Below are 17,664 nucleotides of genomic sequence, written 5' to 3'. Positions count from 1 at the left end.
GGGGAGATGAGCATGAATATTCTGATTACCGGAGCAAGTGGATTTATCGGAACGGCTCTAGCCAAGTATTTGGCAGATAAACATACAGTGATTTGTCTGTCACGCCAAGCTCCGGAAGGGGCTTTTACGTATGTTCAGGGTTCTTTTGATTCGGCGGAGGATTTGAGCAGGCTGGACTCGTATGATATTCAGGCGGTGATTCATCTTGCCGCAGTAACTGGCGGCTCTACAGAGGAGGAAAGCCTTGCTGTTAATGTGCTGGGAACAAGGAGATTGTACCGATATCTGCTTGACCACGGTTGCCAAAAGTTCATCACAGCGAGCTCCATTGCCGTGGTGGGTGGACTCACTGAGGATTTTATTCCGCTTGAGCTGCCTATCCCAGATGATCATCCCTGTTTGGCAGCGGATGCCTATGGGCTAAGCAAGGCTATGGTCGAGGAGTTGACCCGGTATTTTCATCGCAATCATAAAGATACCGACTTTATCAATCTTCGCTTTGGAGCTGTAGCTTCCCCAGGCTGGATTCCTCCTGTCTTGAAGACAGGATCCAAGCCAACGCTCCCGTTCATCACACTGGGGCATGTCCATGCTGAGGATGTGGTGGAGGGAATTACTGCGGCACTGGAAGCTCCACTTAAGCCGGGGGTAAGAACTCTCAATCTGGTTGGGCCGGATGCTAGCAGCAATTTGCCAGTGGCTGAGCTCCTTACCCCGTTGGTGGGGAATGATTATAATTTGGATTATTATCATTTTTCCGGTCAAGAATATAAGCCTTTGTATGCTATGGATCGTTTTAAGGAGGAATTCGGTTTTGTGCCTTCACATTCTACCCGCCATACGATGGGTACAACTTAGGAGGGGTAACACACTGGAAAGATAAAAAAATTCGGATGGTGAATAAAAAGCAGTGATAACGGCGTATATCGCTGCTTTTTATCCAGTTCTGAAAGTTTTAACACCTGTAAAATTGGGTTTGCACACTTGACTATTAAGTAAAATGTTTTAATCTATGGTAATGATAGCGCTATCGAAATGATATTAGGGGAGGGGTCACTACGCTTAAATATTCCAATATCTTTCGTAAATTCTTAATCTCCTATGTAGTCATTTTGGTCATTCCCAGCATTGGCGGATATATGTCCTATCTGACTTCGATTTCTGTGACAGAGTCTATCTCTATTGAGAACGGGGTCACCCAGCTCCAGAAAAGTCAGGAAATATTGGAGCGCCGCATGGCGGAAGTAGAAGGGTTTACCAGGCAATTGGCAGTCAACCAGGAGCTAAACGTTCTGATGAATGAAAGAGACAATGAGACGAACGTGTATGGCATTTGGAGAACGATGCGGAATGTCCTGACTTTCGGTCAGACGAATGATTTTTTGCAAAACTATTATATTTACCTCGCCAATTATAATCTTATTCTAACCCCAGGTTCTTCTTACCGACCGGAACATTACTACTCTAATTTCAACTATAAGGATCTTTCACTACAGGATTGGACCAAAGAAGTGCTTGAGAAAACCCACCGCAGTGAAATCAAGCCACTCAGTGACTATGTTAGCAGGGGCATGCAAACCTCCGTTATTACCTATATGCAGTCACTCCCTCTGGATAGTTTCAACGATTCCTCACCAGCTGTCGCGGTAGTGATCATAGACGAGAAAATCATTTCTAGTCTGTTATCTGGTCTAACTGAGCGTTACGGAGGCTGGGTTCATATCAGCGATGCTGAAGGAAATACGATTGTCCTGCAGGGAAGTGATGAGCAGAAAATGGCCCATATGACCGCTGATTCGGATTTTGATAAAAACAAGGTTAGTCAGTTCTATGAAGACGATCTAGTGATCACGACTCGTTCTGATTCGAACGGCTGGGTATACCAGACAGGGATTCCCCGGCATATTTTGATGGAGAATGCTAACAAGATCAAGCAAATGTCCATACAAATTACTGGAGGGACATTACTCATCGGCTTGATAGTCGGACTAATACTTGCTTACCGTAACAGCGCTCCAATCAACCATATGCTTAGCGTCATGAAGGAGCAATTTGGCAAGGAAGAGGCCTCCGCCAAGAATGAATTTGACTTTTTAAGCGGAAATATTGCCAATATGATCACCAAGAACAAGTTGCTGGAAACCGAACTTAATCGTCAGCTTCCGTTGGTCAGGGATGCATTTCTGAAGCGGTTATTAGCAGGTGAATTCAAAACGCATGATGAGATTCTCACTGCCGCTGAGCAGGTGGGGATTAACTTGAAACAGAACACTGGATATGTTGGAATTGTTCAGATTAACGGCTATGCCGGTATGGACAGCGTTGAAATTCTCAATGAGCTGAATGCTTCCCGTTTGCTGCTGAAGCAGTCCCTATCGGATCTCGGAGTGGATGTACTAATGACGGATATGGGCTCCGACAAAGTGGTAACTCTGTTTTTCTCCAAGGAAGAAGAGACCGACAAAGCGTATGAGGCAGAAAATATCACTAACATTCTGGAGAATTTGGCGCAGTACGTTTTTAATGAGTACCGTATTACTACTCAGGCGGGCTTCGGTGATCTTTTCACAGAAATAACGGAGGTTAGCCTTTCCTTTGACCAAGCCAAGCAAGCTCTGGAATATGCCGTCTACATGAATAAAAAAGGAATTGTATGGAGTAGCGAAGCCCAAAATGAGAATACGACCTACTATTATCCACTGGATACAGAGCAACGTCTGATCAGTACCATTCGGGCTGGAGAACTAGAAGAAGCTAAACGGATTGTTCGTGCGATCGTCGCCCAGAACATGGAACAGCGTGAATTATCCATGGAAATGAAGCAACAGCTTGTTGGTGAAATAAAAGGGACGTTTCTTAAGCTTCTGGATCAAAAGGCTTTTACAGAATACCCGGACATCGAGAGTGTGAAGCGGAGGGTCATAGACATTGGTTCATCGGAACGACTCGAAATGATTCAGACCGAATTTTTTGTCATTATGGAAGAACTGTGTGGACTTATTGCAAATAAAAAGAAGGATGTTCATATTCAGATTATTAAGCAGATCAAGGAATATACCGTAGAGAATTATTCGGATACAGAGCTGAGTCTGTACCGGGTAGCTGAACAGGTGGAACGGCCTGAAAAATACATTTCTCAATTGTTTAAAGAAGTTACCGGTGTCAATTTCTCCGATCATCTGATAAAAGTGAGAATGGATCAGGCTGTGATTTTGCTCAAAGATAGTCGGTATACGGTCGATGAGATTGCCATGCGGGTGGGCTATAACAGTTCACATTCTTTCAGACGGGCCTTCAAGCGGTTAATCGGCGTTTCACCGAGCGCTTATAGACAGTCTATTGATGAATAAATAGTTGTTTGGTGAAAATTAAGTATTAGACTGATCCATTAAAAGAAGCAGCGGCGGACCAAGACTTGATAAATAAAGTCTTAGACTGCCGCTGTTGTCGTTCAACTAACGTTTCCCGTTAGCTTTGGGGATCGCCGACGGTCTATGCATCACCAATCTCTGATCTCCGATATACGTGTCTACTTTACTTTATTTAATAAGCTTGTCACCATTCTGCTCAATGTCCCTTGATCGACGAAAGGAGCAAGACTTGCCAGCAGATCTGGGCTAAGATGTTCAGCTTCGACTCCACCAATCAACTTGTCGAGATTTTCCCTGTCGAGAAAAGGTGCGAGGCTTATGATCTGGTCCGCATCGATAGTACCGTCTGCAACCCGGTCTACCAAGCGGTTTAATGTTTCTCTGCTAATAAAGGGTGCCAGCCCTTGAACGGAATGCCAGCTCAAGCTGCTCTCTTCTGCTTGTTGTACCAAGCGATCTACATGTTCTCTATCAAGAAATGGGGCAATCCCAACAAGATTATGCACTTCTAAGGAACCGTCAATCGATTTATCTACCAGTCGACTTAATGTGTCGCTGCTGACGAACGGAGCGAGTCCAGTAATGGTGTTCCACACAATTTCGCTTTCTTCTGCCTGACGAACCAGTTCATCCAATGTACCTGTTCCAAGGAACGGAGCCAGCTTCATGATCACGTCTAACTTAAGGACGCTGCTGTCTAATCGTTCTGTAACCTTATGCAGAGCGCTTGCTTTTACAAACGGCGCTACTTCTACAAGCTCCTCCAGCTCGGCCTCTCCGGTATTGACCATTTCTGCAACTTGTTCCGGCCTGTTCTCTGAGATCTCCTCAACGATCGTTCCTAAGTGCGGGTGTTCCCGAATTTCTGTATTGTCTCCTGCATTTAAAATGTCGTCTACCGTTTTGCCGAATAATTTCGCAAACTTCGGAAGCGTTCCGATATCCGGTAGCGAGTCGCCCCGTTCCCATTTCGATACCGCTTGATGACTTACATTCAGTTGATCGGCAAGTTCCAATTGGGTCAAATCCTGGTCTTTGCGAAGCTTCGAAATATAAGCTCCAATTTTACGCAAGTCGAGCATTGTATACCTCCAATAAAACAAAATGTACAGTGCGCACTGTCAAAAACAGCATAGCATTTCTGCAAACGCAATCCTATCAAGCGTTGGTTGAATTGTCTCATGCGCTTTATTCAACTGCCGGTAGAATTGTCCAGATTGAAAATCTCCAGAGAGGGGCCTGATTCCGGAAAAATGGCCGTTCTACAGCTATTTTGTTCTCCCTGAATAGGGTTATTTGTACGCTGAAATGCCCAAGTGTACCTTTTCTTTGGGGATAAAAGTCAATTATGATCAACTCGTAGAAAGCGCTATCATAAACTACTGGCGGTTGCTTAGGGGGGGATTGTTCTGGAGAAAGAAATAGTATTACACCACAAGTCGTTACCGAAGCGTAAGGGCTCTGTATTTTTACAAAATGCTCGTAGAAGTATGAAAAAGCACTGGCAGCTACATTTGCTCGTGATTCCACCTCTGTTATTTTTCCTCATTTTTAAGTATTATCCAATGCTGAACGCGGTTCTAGCCTTCAAGGACTACAACGTGATTAAAGGAATATGGGGAAGTCCATGGGTTGGATTTCATAATTTTCGATTATTTTTTGATAATCCGCAGTTTTGGACCCTGCTCAAGAACACCATCATGCTTAGTGGTTACCTGCTGCTGGCGGGATTTCCAATTCCGATTATCCTTGCGCTCATGATTAATGAATTGCGCGGGGGAAGGTTCAAAAAGTTCGTCCAGCTGGTCTCTTTTGCGCCTTATTTCATCTCGACGGTTGTCATGGTGTCCATTATTATGCTATTTATGGCACCTCGTCTTGGATTTGCGAACATCGCTCTCAACTTCTTCGGTTTGGAGTCGATCAATTTCCTTGGAGAACCGGGAATGTTTCGTTCTATTTATGTCTGGTCTGATATTTGGCAGACTGCGGGCTACAGTGCCGTTATCTATTTAGCAGCGCTTGCCGGTATAGATCCTACGCTTTATGAGGCAGCCAAAGTCGATGGCGCTTCACGCTTTCAAAAAATTCGTTATATTGATCTGCCAGGTATTGTGCCTACCATCGTCATCATCCTGATTTTGAATGTTGGGAATGTCATGGCTATTGGCTTTGAGAAGGTCTATCTTCTGCAGAACCCGCTCAATCTGGCGAATTCCGAGATCATTGCCACTTATGTCTACCGGGTCGGTTTGCTGAACGCCAATTATAGCTTTGCAACTGCGGTTGGTCTATTCAACTCGGTAATCAACCTTATTTTGTTGCTTACGGTGAATGGCTTGGCTAAACGCATCACAAACAACAGCATCTGGTAGGAAAGGAGCAACCACATGGCAGCAGTTCAACAAAAAATTAAAGAATCAACTGGCGATAAGCTATTTCTGACCACTATTTATATCCTACTCAGCCTCGTGGTCATCGCGGTGATTTATCCGCTAATTTTTATCATCAGCAGCTCGATTAGCAGTCCAGCAGCCGTTACCTCCGGTCGAGTCTGGTTATGGCCTGTAGATATTTCCTTCAAAGGTTTCAAGGTTCTGCTAAATACACCCGAGATCATTACAGGCTACGGCAACTCCATTTTTTATACAGCCGCAGGGACGTTCATTAGTGTTGTGCTTACGATCATGATCGCGTACCCTTTATCACGCAGAGGTTTCTTCGGACGCAACACTTTGATGATGATCATCACCTTTACGATGATTTTCAGCGGCGGGCTGATTCCGACCTATATGGTCGTGAAGGAACTCCATTTGATTGATACCCGCTGGGCACTGCTGATACCAAACGCGATTTGGGTATGGCAGGTCATTATTGCCCGGTCATTCTTTCAATCCTCCATTCCGGAGGAGCTGCTGGAAGCCAGCGAAATCGACGGTTGCAGTGATATGCGGTTTGTCTGGAGCGTTGTCATTCCGTTATCGAAGCCCATTATCGCGGTGTTAGTCCTTATGTATGCGGTAGGACAGTGGAATGCATACTTTGACGCTTTGATTTATTTGAAATCAGCGAATTTGTTCCCGCTTCAGCTTGTCTTACGAAGCATCATCATCCAGAACAACAGTGCAGGTACAATGGATGCGATGAAAATGGTGGAGCGGCAGCAGCTTGCTGAGCTACTCAAATATGCACTTATAGTTATCGCTACTCTGCCTGTACTTGTTATCTATCCGTTTGTTCAGCGTTATTTTGTCCAAGGAATGCTGGTTGGTTCAGTTAAAGGCTAATTCACAGCTTTCAAAATCTGGAGAGGGGGAGAGGCACGCAGTAAAATGACAGAAAGATATCGTACCTGCTAAATTATAAAAGGGAGTGATCGGATTTGAAGAAAAGTATGATGACCTTGTCATTGGTGCTGGTATTAATTCTTACGGTGGTGTTAAGCGGATGTGCTAATAAAAATACAGATAACACATCCTCCGCACCTGCTGACTCAGGTAACTCGGAATCAGCAAGCAAACCGGTGGAAATCAGCGTGTTCTCGGTTCAGGAATCCGGGATCGATGTTCCTACCAATAAATTTTCGAAATTTGTGGAAGACAAATTCAATATTAAATTCAAATGGGAAATCAACCCTTCAGACGGAGCCAAGGAAAAGCGCCAAATCTCACTTGCTAGTGGCGATTACCCTGATGCTTACCTGCTCACTCACTATATCGATCAGTTCTCACAGGCAGATCTTCTGAAGTATGGCAAACAGGGCGTGCTGATTCCTCTGAACGATCTAATTGATAAATATGCTCCGAATATTAAAGCGGCTATGGAAAAGAACGATAATTTAAGAACGCTTAACACAGCGCCTGATGGTAATATCTACGGGCTTGTCGCTTACACAGAGTGCTTTCACTGCTCCTATCCGAGCAAAATGTGGCTCAATACCGAGTGGCTGAAGAAGCTGAATCTGGAAATGCCGAAGACAACCGAAGAATTCAAAAAAGTGCTGGAAGCTTTCAAAACACAAGATCCGAACGGAAATGGAAAAGCAGATGAAGTGCCACTGAGTGGCTCCATTGAGGAGTTTGGTGTACGCATTGTACCATTCCTCATGAATGCCTTTGTATACGATGATGACCGCAATTATCTGAACATGATGGATGGAAAAGTTCAATCGGCGGCTGTCACACCGGAGTGGAAGGAAGGCCTGACCTATATCAAATCTCTGTTTGATGCAGGTTTGATTGATCCAGGGGCATTCACACAGAATGCGGAAGCCTTTAAGAAAATCGGTGAAAATGCCGATGCGGAAATTCTGGGCGCTGGTGCGGGCATGCACCCTGCGATTTTCGTCAATATTGATCCGGGCAATAGAAGTTCGGCACACTACAATCCTGTACCACCGATTAGCGGACCGGAAGGTATCTCCTATGCGACTCATGATGCAGGTGGCGTATCCCCAGGAGCGAAATTTGTCATCACCAACAAAGCTAGCGAGGAAGCACAGATCGCTTTAATTAAAATGGTAGACTACATGTTTACTTCTGAAGGACAGACCAATGGTGGCAGCGGTATGAAGGGCATTGATTGGACTGATCCAGAAGAAGGCGATGTAGCGCTGGACAAAGATGTTAAACCAGTGATCAAGACCATTCCTATGGCGGAGGGAGAAGCGCCGCGCAATGCGGGCTGGAGCGGTATGGGGCACTTCTATATGCCAAAAGAGTACCGTGATACCTTCGTTCAAGCTACTGACATCTACGCTTCCAGCGGTTATGAACGCAGATTGTATGATGCGACTCTGCTGTATGAAGGACATGAGCCTAAAGAATTATTCCCGATCTGGTCGATTTGGATTGATCCAAGTGAAATCGATGAAGCGAGTTTACTGCAAACCAACATCAAGAATTACATTGAGCAAAATCAGCTTCAATTCATCACGGGCAACAAGGATCTTAATAAAGATTGGGATGCATATATAAAAGGTCTGAAAGACTTGAAGCTAGATCGTTATCTCGAAATCTTGCAAAAGGCTTACGAAACTTCTAAAAAATAAAATATTGAAATCAGAATCAGGTGCTGTAAGATATACCCCAGCACCTGATTTCTTGATTTCAAGGAAAAATATACATTTTTATTTACGGAGGATTAGTCATGACAGAAGAGAAACATTGCAATCATCAATTTGTAGTTCCAAGACGGGGACTACCGAATACAAGCGTAAGACTTGCGGGAAAGGAGCCGGTGACTGTCGCCTTTTTGGGTGGTTCCATTACAGAGGGGGCAGGTGCTTCCGACGCGGACACATTTAGCTGGAGAGCGCTGACTGGTAAGTATCTGCAGGTGCGATTTGCGAATCATGAATTCCGCTTCATCAATGCAGGAGTGGGTGGAACGAATTCCACGCTGGGCGCTCACCGATTACAGTCGCATGTTCTGCAATACGGCAAGATTGATCTACTATTCGTTGAATTTAGCGTCAATGACGGCAACGACCGGGAAGAATCCATTAGAGGTCTGGAAGGAATTGTGCGCCAGTGCAGACGGTTGTCGCCCGGCACTGACATTTGCTTCTTGTATACGGCAGCAGAGAAGAATCTGTCAGGGAGCAATCCCTTTAACATTGCCGTCCACGAAGAAGTAGCTGAGCATTACGATCTTCCATCTGTTAATTTTGCAGCTAGAGTTTATGCACTGACCCAGGCCGGACAAATGGAATGGACTGAGCTGGCTCCGGATGGATATCATCCCAATGATGACGGACATGCGCTGTATGCTTCTTTTTTACAGGAATATTTGGATGCAGCTCTTGTTCCTGACAACACACATTCAAATACCGGAAGCGCGTTAAGTATTGCTCCTCTGGAGGAGCGAAATTATGAATACGGTAATTTACTGGATTTCAGAGGCGCTAATCATGCAGATGGGTTCGAGCTACGCGAGCTTACCTCTGATGATCCACTGATGAACTGGCGATTTGGAACGGAGCATTTATATACAGACAGCAAAGAGGCATCTTTTTCTTGCACAGTAACCGGACAGAGTGTGGGTCTGCTGCTGCTCTACGGCCCGGACAGTGGGATATTCGAATATTCGCTCAATGGAGGTCCCTTTCATGCGTTTAACTTATTCGATGAATGGTGTCCGCTTGCGTTTCGGCCTATTATTGCTATGTTCGGAATCGAGGAACAACGTCAGGAATTGCAAGTAACCGTGCGAATTACAGGGGAAAAGGATGAACAGAGTAAAGGCACCAGTCTGCGTATTTTGCAGCTAATGTACAATTGATTAATTTAACCGAGAGGATTATACTGCCTCATATTAAGCGTTTACAATACTAAGAAAGTGGGTGTTGATCATTTCTTTTACAGAACACAGCGTCGATTCTTCTCCTATCGTAATCCGCCTGACTGATTTTGGTGTTCTGCCGGATTCCGGCTTGGATGCTCAGCCAGCCATGACAAGAGCTATTGAGGCAGCCGCCGAAATAACTGGGCCGGTCCTGCTGGATTGTCCAAATGGCTGCTATCATTTCTATCCGGAAGAGGCGATCCGGAAACCCTACTACATCTCCAACACTACCAGTGAAGAAGAGAATCCTGATGTCACCAAGACTATAGGAATTCTCTTAAAGGGGCTGCACAATTTAACATTTGAAGGCAATGGCTCTCTATTTATCTTCCATGGCAAGCAGACTATGTTCTTGCTGGAAGGATGCAAAAATGTAGAGATTCGTAATTTACATACCGACTACGCTCGGCCGACTGTGACAGAGATGGAGATTACTGAAAGCGGTACTCATTATTTCGATGTCCAGGTTCACCCCGATTCACGGTATGAGATCAGGGATGGCAAGCTGGTCTGGATCGGTGAGGGCTGGAGCTTCTCGGAAGGACCAATGCAGACCTATGATCCACTTAGCAATACGACTTGGCGGGTGGACAACTGGTCGGAGCTGGCTGATTCGGTTGAAGAGCTGGAGCCGATGAAGCTCCGCTTGCATTTTGATCATGGGCCTGAGGTTGTCCCCGGGCAGGTCCTGCAAAGCCGTGATGGTATTCGCGATCAGGTAGGTGTCTTCATTGTGGAAAGCTCTAACATCACCTTCAGCGATGTGGGGCTGCATTTTTTACACGGACTTGGTGTTGTAGGGCAGTTCAGCGACAATCTCACCTTTCAACGTATGGATATTTCGCCGCGCCTGGAGACAGGCCGAACGGTTACTGGCTTTGCGGATTTCATCCACATGTCCAGCTGCCGAGGTAAAATAACTGTTGCGGACAGCCGTTTTGCCGGTTCTCATGATGACGTCGTCAATGTCCATGGTACCTATCTACGGATCGTGGAGAAGCTGTCTGCGAATAGGGTGAAGGTTCGGTTCATGCATCCGCAGACTTACGGTTTTATGGCCTTCCATCCAGGAGACGAAATTGAATTTGTTCGTTCTGGCTCTCTGACCACCTATACTGCTAATGAAGTGATAGAGGTTACGCGTCTCAACCCACGGGAGCTAATATTGACTTTAGCACAGTCTATTCCTGAAGGAATTGGCAGCCATGATGTGATCGAGAATGTAACCTGGACACCGGAGGTTGAAGTCGTAAATAATCACCTCGCTCGGGTACCGACCCGCGGTATCCTTGTGACAACCCGGCGTAAAGTAGAGATTAAGGGGAATGTTTTTGATCGGATGCAAATGAGTGCGATTCTGGTTGCCCTGGATGCGGAGTCTTGGTATGAGTCTGGCAAGGTGGAGGATGTAACCATCGCCCAGAATCATTTTATTGAATGCGGGGGCAACGAGCATCCGGTTATTTTCATTTCGCCAGAGAACACAGAGGTTGATGAGAGCACTCCTGTTCATCAGGGTATAGTTATTAAGAACAACAGGTTCGAGACTGGTGAAACGTTAGTCCTTAGTGCCAAGAGCACCCGCGGACTGGTCTTCAGTGCTAACGAAATTGTCATGGGTGGGGAAAGAACGAACTGTCTTTCCAGTGTTGCGGATGCGATACGTTTAACCGCCTGTAGCGATGTCGATATTCAGGATAATTAATTCAATGAGCTAGGGCAGGTTGTGTTAGATCGCGATATGGATCGGTAGATCGATGTATAGAAAACGCTTTATCTGATCTTTATAATGAGGGCAGACTTGGGGGAATACATTATTTAATTCATGACAGATCGTGAGGGAGAGAACCAATGAAACTTCAATATGACAAGCCAGCAAATGTATGGACCGAAGGGCTTCCGATTGGGAATGGCCGTCTGGGTGGTATGATCTTCGGCGGTGTGGAACAGGAGAAAGTCAGTCTAAACGAGGATACATTATGGTCGGGATTCCCGAAGGATGGGAACAATCCAGGTGCTAAGGAAGCTTTGCCAAAGGTTCGAAAGCTGATTCAGGAGGGCCGGTATACAGAAGCGGACACCCTGACTAGAGAGATGCTAGGTCCGTACACCCAATCGTATCTGCCTTTTGGAGATTTACTACTTCGTTTTGAGCATGGTGGTGTTTATCAATCCTATCGGCGGACATTAGATATTGAACATGCGGTTCACCGCGTTGAATACAAGATTGGTAATGTTACTTATACCCGTGAGATGTTCGCTTCACATCCTGATCAGTTGCTCGTGCTGCATCTGACTGTAAGTGCACCGGGAGCGCTGAATGTACATGCTACACTAGATAGTTCGCTTCGGCATAGCCTTCGCGCTCAGGGTGATAACTTTGTACTCTCGGGAACTGCACCGGAGCATGTTGATCCAAGCTATTTTTGGAGTGACAATCCGATCCAATACGGAGAACCTGGCAAGAGCAAGGGCATGGCCTTTGAAGGACAACTCTCCGTAGTAGCAGAGGATGGGGAAGTTACCGTTGACGGTAGTGGAATTCATCTGTTGGGAGGAACGGCTGCAACCTTCTATTTCAGCGCGGCTACAGGCTTTAATGGCTTTGACAAAATCCCGGGAGCTGAGGGGAAAGATGCTTCTGCTATTGCAGCTTCTTACTTGGCAGATGTGAATGGAAAGTCTTACGACAGCTTGCTTCAAGCGCATGTCGAGGATTATCGATCACTTTTTGACCGAGTGAAGCTCCAATTAGGTAAGACACAAGCCCCGGAGTCGATGTCCACGGAGCAACGGATTACGACATACGCGGCACAAGACCCTGGTCTTGTCGAGTTGCTGTTTCATTACGGGCGCTATTTGATGATCGCAAGCTCGCGCCCCGGAACACAGGCTACTAATCTGCAGGGAATATGGAATGCGGTTACCCGTCCGCCGTGGAGTAGCAACTATACACTGAACATCAATACAGAGATGAATTATTGGCCAGCTGAAATTTGTAATCTGGCGGAATGTCATGAGCCGCTGCTGGATATGATCGGAAATTTGGCGAAGATGGGTGCGGAGACTGCTCAAGTCAATTATGGTGCCCGAGGCTGGGTGGCTCATCATAATACGGATCTTTGGGCACAGACAGCACCGGTCGGGGATTATGGTGACGGAGATCCAAGCTGGGCTTACTGGACGATGAGTGGCGTTTGGCTGACACAACATCTCTGGGAGCATTATGCTTTTGGCGGGGACGAGGAATTTTTACGGACTTCCGCTTACCCTGTGATGAAGGAGGCGGCTCTGTTTGCACTGGACTGGCTTGTTGACGATGGTAACGGAAGGCTTGTGACCTCCCCATCCACTTCACCAGAGCATAAATTCCAGACAGCGGAGGGCTTGGCTGCAGTCAGCGCAGGTGCTACTATGGATATTTCGCTCATCTGGGAGCTGTTTACGAATTGTATCGAGGCTTCGGAAACGCTTGGAACGGATGAGGATTTGCGTGCAGAATTGGTAAGTGCTCGTGAACGTTTATTGCCACTGCAGGTTGGTAAGTACGGACAGTTGCAGGAATGGTCCTTAGACTTTGAGGATGAAGATATGTATCACAGACATACCTCACATTTGGTCGGTATCTATCCGGGCCGGCAGTTGTCAGAAGAAGAGACCCCTGAGCTGTTCGCTGCCGCCAAAACTTCGCTTGAACGGCGTGGGGATGAGAGCACGGGCTGGAGTCTGGGCTGGAGAGTTGCGCTCTGGAGCCGCTTCCGGGATGGCAACCGCTCACTACGACTGCTCTCAAACATGCTGCGGCTGGTGAAGGACGGGGAGTCCGAACAGTATAGTCACGGCGGGGTTTATGCCAATCTGCTTGGCGCACATCCACCGTTCCAAATTGATGGTAACTTCGCCGCTTCTGCCGGAATTGCTGAGATGCTACTGCAATCTCACCTCGGGTATCTCGATCTGCTGCCTGCACTGCCAGATGAATGGCAGGAGGGAAGCGTGGCGGGGCTACGTGCCCGCGGTGGCTTTGAAGTTAGCATTCAGTGGGATAGAGGCCATCTCGTGGAAGCACAGATTACCTCCCTTCTAGGCAATGAATGTGTGATCCGCACAGATGCTTCGCTCATGGTGAGTAATGGCGGCAACGAGATGGAATTTGACCGCTCCGTAGATGGAACGGTGAGCTTTCCAACGACCGCAGGTCAGACCTACAAGCTTATAGTTGGTAAGCAATAATAGTCAGTTTCATACGAATATGGACAGCAGCAGGGACATGAATTACAGGTCCTGCTGCTGTTTTTTTGTACGAATATAATACTGATCAACAATTAGGGAAAAACTCCCTGAAATTCGGAGATTTTTGCTCGCAAGACTAACAATCAGGGAATTTCTCCCTGAAATTCATCCGATCTGGTGGTGAATTTGGAATTCACTCTGTTTTTTAGGGCGGAATTCCCTCATTACATTGGAATATAGTGTTTTTTGGCTTTTTTTAGGGAAGTTTTCCCTAATCTATCTCTTCTAGCTGCCCGAAGGTGAAAACGGAGTGTGGATACGAAATTGTTGAGCATGAGCAGTATTTTATGTACAGTCTCTTCTTCTTGTCATCGACATGAATACTAGGGGGATTTAGGTTTGTGCTAGATGTGTTAGATCGCGGTATGGATCGGAAGATCGTTGTATAGAAAACGCTTTATCTGATCTTTATAATGAGGGCATACTTGGGGGACACAGGTACAGAGCCTGCCGCCTTCAAGGTCCAAAACGCAGTAACAAGGAGGCAAATCATGCTAACTGATAGTGCTACAACGGTAAAAGTGAATACGGACACAGCATCTTTTATCCGTGTAACCAATGATGAGGTGAATCTAGAGATTGATCTCGGGACGGGTGAAGCATCCGTTGCCCGCGGAAACACTTCTCATGTAAAAGGGATTCGCAGTGCATTCCGCTGGCAGGGCCGGGAATATAACACTGAACATTATCAGAGCCACACACTGAAGTCTCAGGAAGTGGTAGTTCGTGAGGGCTTTGGAAAAGGTGTTCACGTAGTCATTTTGCACGAAACGTCCCTGCTGCCACAGTTGGAGCAGCATTTCTATATTTATGAATCTTCATCATTTGTATTGATGCAAATCGTAATCGCAAGCGCAAGCGATGAAGAGATCAAGGCAAACCGGATGGCAGTCCTTCAGACCAAATCGGTGTCACTTGGCGGGGAGTCAGGGCAGCCCGAAGAACCAAGCATTCTGCGTGTGCCGTACGACAACGACAAGTGGGTCAGATATACAGTAGTGAAGCCGCCGATGGATATGGAAAGCTATGAAGTAACTGCATTGTTCGCGCCGGAAAGCCGGCAGGGAATTATTATGGGTTCCATTACGCACAAGGTGTGGAAGACTGGGATTCGTATCAAAAGCGAACGGAGCGGAGGGATCGAGGAGCTGGATCTTTACGGCGGTGCTGTAAGTGAAATGACCCGCGATTTCCAGCCACATGGTTATGTGAAAGGAACAAGAGTAGAGTCACCGCTCGTTTTCGTAGGGTTCTATGATGATTATAGAAAAGGGCTTGAAGCGTACGGTCAGGCTAATGTCTGGATAGAGGCTCCTCTGTCATGGGATGGCGGCGTTCCTATCGGCTGGAATAGCTGGTCTGCGGCAATGGCTGAGCTTGATTACGATCTGTATACATCCACCAGTAATTTTCTGAAAAATGAAGTGCAGCCGCTAGGATTCCAGAATGAGGACACACTGTACATCAACTTTGACGCTTTCTGGGACAATTTCACACCAGAAGAAATGAAGAATGCACTGGACCTGGTTCGGGAGAACGGTCATAGACCGGGAACTTACTGGACGCCTTTTGCCTTCTGGGGAAGTCCGGCTCAGTTTGGAGATCTCGTGGAAGGTACAAACGGCAAGTACACTTATGGTGATATCTTGCTGCGAGACAGCGAAGGAGAAATTTTGCCGGATGTTGATGGAGGGCTGGCCATTGACCCGACACATCCAGGCAACCTGCAAAGAATAGATTGGTATACGAATAAATTCATCTCGGAAGGCTTCGAGTATGTCAAGCTAGACTTCTTGGCACATGGTGCACTGGAAGGGCAACATTACAATTCGGAGATTACGACGGGAATTGCGGCATATCACTATGGGATGACTTACTTGCAGAACAAGCTCTCACCAGAGGTGATCGGCCGGCCGTTCTTTATCAATCTATCCATCGCTCCATTGTTCCCTTATGCATTTGCGCATAGCCGCCGGGTATCCTGTGATGTCTTCGGCACGCTACACGATACGGAATATTTGTTGAACTCGTTGACACATGGGTGGTGGATGAGTCATACCTTGTACCATTACAATGACCCGGATCATTCCGTGCTCTACAAGAGCCACAACCAAGATGCCACTGGCTGGCATGAAGGACGGAGCCGACTGACTGCTTCGGTCATCGCTGGAACGGTACTTCTGCTAGGCGATGATTTCCGAAAAGAAGAAGCAGCCGCACGGGCCAAAGCGTGGCTGGGCAATAAAGAGATTATGGATGTCGCCCGCCTAGGGAAGACTTTCCACCCTGTCGAAGGGGATCTTGGCAAGCAAGCTTCCGATACTTTCGTACTTGAAGATGCAGAAGATGATGTATTCTATCTTGCTGTCTTCAACTATGATGCTGCGAATTCTGCTCATAAATCTATCTCCTTGGAGCGTGCAGGGCTGAAGGGTCAAACAGCTTACCAACTGCTTGATCTATGGGAAGGCATACAAGGGGAAACAGCGGGAGAGCTTGTAGTTACGCTCGAACCGGCAGAGTCCAAAATCTTCAAATTAACGGCAAAAGCCAACTGATTATACACATTGAAAAAAGAATACGCGCAACCGCTTCTCGCGGATAGCGCGTATTCTTTTTTGTTGGAGTCTTACATTCGTATTCGGCTTTGCGGATTAAGGCGGTACTGTGTTGGATTAATGCCGTAGCAGGTACTGAAATGTCTAGAGAAAGGATGGATGGAAGGATAACCCAGCTTTTCAGCGATCGCAGTCACACTAAGCTCACTCTCCAGAAGCAGTCCTGCTGCCCGCCTCATGACTAAATTATGATGATAGACGCGTGGCGTCATTCCGGTCTCCCGTAGAAACAGCTCATGGAAATATGTCCGTTTGAGCCCGCAGAACTGTGCCCAATCTTCGATAGACTTACCACGCTCGGGGTGGGTATTCAAATATTCCAGCAGGCGGACAATACGATAATCACTTGGCTGATGCTGATGGAGGGCATTATACCAGCTCAAGATCCAGCCGTACAGATAGCTATTGGCCGTTTCATTACGATAGAACAGCGCGTCATTGTAAGACTTGGCAATCATCACAAGACTATCGTATAGCAGGGGATATTTAGCTAGTGGAAATACGCAAGGCAACTCGTTCAGCTCGGCGCAGGGTGCTTCGGTGGCTTTTTTTCAAATTGTAAGACCTCAGGGGCATGGATAAATAAAAGGTTATTAGATACTGGAGAGCGGTTGTCCCATAAATCAAAATAGATGTTGTAGGACGAAAGTGGATGAGAAGGCATGATATGAAAAGCATGGGGCTGACCGGGACGGAGAAAGACAAGTGTCCTCCGTTCAATCGGATAACGTATTCCGTCGATCTCCATCTCACCGGGGCCATCAGTAAACAAGTGGAACGCGTATGCATTACCGACTCTCAGATGCTCATTGCTGCTGCCGTCGTACACATAAGGCATGATTGCGCCGACATACGGAGTCATTTCAGATAGTTTATTCATGCGGCCCCTCTTTTCTTTTCTTTTCTTTTCTTTTCTTTTCTTACCGTACAAATCGTCAAATAATCGAACAGGTCAACAAAGACAGTGATTCATCCAAATGATACGATAAATACAATGAATCCGCAACATATTGGATAGGTTTAAGAAAGTGTGATTC

At 46.5% G+C, this 17,664-nt stretch carries 12 protein-coding genes; 9 read left to right on the top strand and 3 right to left on the bottom strand.

Features of this window, described 5'->3' with window-relative positions; genetic code table 11:
- Positions 1-12 precede the first annotated feature (12 nt).
- Together MKY19_RS22665 and MKY19_RS22660 are read left to right on the top strand one after the other, a co-directional pair.
- The gene (locus MKY19_RS22665; RefSeq protein WP_339243058.1) at positions 13-858 is read left to right on the top strand and encodes an NAD(P)-dependent oxidoreductase; all 846 of its coding nucleotides are present in this window, start codon (positions 13-15) and stop codon (positions 856-858) included.
- A gap of 281 nt (positions 859-1,139) precedes the next feature.
- Complete coding sequence (locus MKY19_RS22660) at positions 1,140-3,350, top strand: helix-turn-helix domain-containing protein (protein ID WP_339243056.1); 2,211 nt, start codon at positions 1,140-1,142, stop codon at positions 3,348-3,350.
- 179 nt (positions 3,351-3,529) lie between these two features.
- Here the strand turns inward: MKY19_RS22660 and MKY19_RS22655 are convergent, their stop codons facing one another.
- Complete coding sequence (locus MKY19_RS22655) at positions 3,530-4,453, bottom strand: helix-turn-helix transcriptional regulator (protein ID WP_339797834.1); 924 nt, start codon at positions 4,451-4,453, stop codon at positions 3,530-3,532.
- 408 nt (positions 4,454-4,861) lie between these two features.
- Here MKY19_RS22655 and MKY19_RS22650 point away from each other — a divergent pair, with 408 nt between their 5' ends.
- The 7 genes from MKY19_RS22650 (at position 4,862) to MKY19_RS22620 (ending at position 16,567) form a co-directional block, all read left to right on the top strand.
- The gene (locus tag MKY19_RS22650) at positions 4,862-5,746 is read left to right on the top strand and encodes an ABC transporter permease subunit (RefSeq protein ID WP_143759569.1); all 885 of its coding nucleotides are present in this window, start codon (positions 4,862-4,864) and stop codon (positions 5,744-5,746) included.
- 15 nt (positions 5,747-5,761) lie between these two features.
- Positions 5,762-6,658 carry a carbohydrate ABC transporter permease gene (locus tag MKY19_RS22645; RefSeq protein WP_042190759.1) on the top strand — a complete coding sequence of 299 codons (897 nt, stop codon included), beginning with the start codon at positions 5,762-5,764 and terminating at the stop codon, positions 6,656-6,658.
- Positions 6,659-6,753: 95 nt separating this feature from the next.
- On the top strand, positions 6,754-8,421 hold the full coding sequence (locus MKY19_RS22640; RefSeq protein WP_197071242.1) for an extracellular solute-binding protein: 1,668 nt from the start codon (positions 6,754-6,756) through the stop codon (positions 8,419-8,421).
- 98 nt (positions 8,422-8,519) lie between these two features.
- Entirely contained in the window at positions 8,520-9,653 is a 1,134-nt protein-coding gene (locus MKY19_RS22635) for an SGNH/GDSL hydrolase family protein (RefSeq protein ID WP_339797831.1), read from the top strand.
- A 64-nt stretch (positions 9,654-9,717) separates the two neighbouring features.
- A complete protein-coding gene (locus MKY19_RS22630) occupies positions 9,718-11,421 on the top strand; it encodes a right-handed parallel beta-helix repeat-containing protein (protein ID WP_339797829.1) in 1,704 nt (567 codons plus the stop codon).
- 146 nt (positions 11,422-11,567) lie between these two features.
- Positions 11,568-13,949 (top strand): glycoside hydrolase family 95 protein, encoded by a 2,382-nt coding sequence (locus MKY19_RS22625; RefSeq protein ID WP_339797826.1) that lies wholly within the window; start codon positions 11,568-11,570, stop codon positions 13,947-13,949.
- 551 nt (positions 13,950-14,500) lie between these two features.
- Positions 14,501-16,567: an alpha-galactosidase gene (locus MKY19_RS22620; protein WP_339797823.1), complete on the top strand. Its 2,067-nt coding sequence runs from the start codon at positions 14,501-14,503 to the stop codon at positions 16,565-16,567.
- 71 nt (positions 16,568-16,638) lie between these two features.
- On the opposite strand, the gene MKY19_RS22615 is transcribed toward MKY19_RS22620, so the two are convergent.
- Positions 16,639-17,139, bottom strand: a complete 501-nt coding sequence (locus tag MKY19_RS22615) for an AraC family transcriptional regulator (RefSeq protein WP_339797820.1) — start codon at positions 17,137-17,139, stop codon at positions 16,639-16,641.
- 5 nt (positions 17,140-17,144) lie between these two features.
- Positions 17,145-17,489 (bottom strand): AraC family ligand binding domain-containing protein, encoded by a 345-nt coding sequence (locus MKY19_RS22610; protein ID WP_339797817.1) that lies wholly within the window; start codon positions 17,487-17,489, stop codon positions 17,145-17,147.
- Positions 17,490-17,664: the final 175 nt, after the last annotated feature.

This window comes from Paenibacillus sp. FSL R5-0744 (genome assembly GCF_037972555.1).
Classification (GTDB): domain Bacteria; phylum Bacillota; class Bacilli; order Paenibacillales; family Paenibacillaceae; genus Paenibacillus_AQ.
This window is presented reverse-complemented; position numbering and strand designations above follow the sequence as displayed.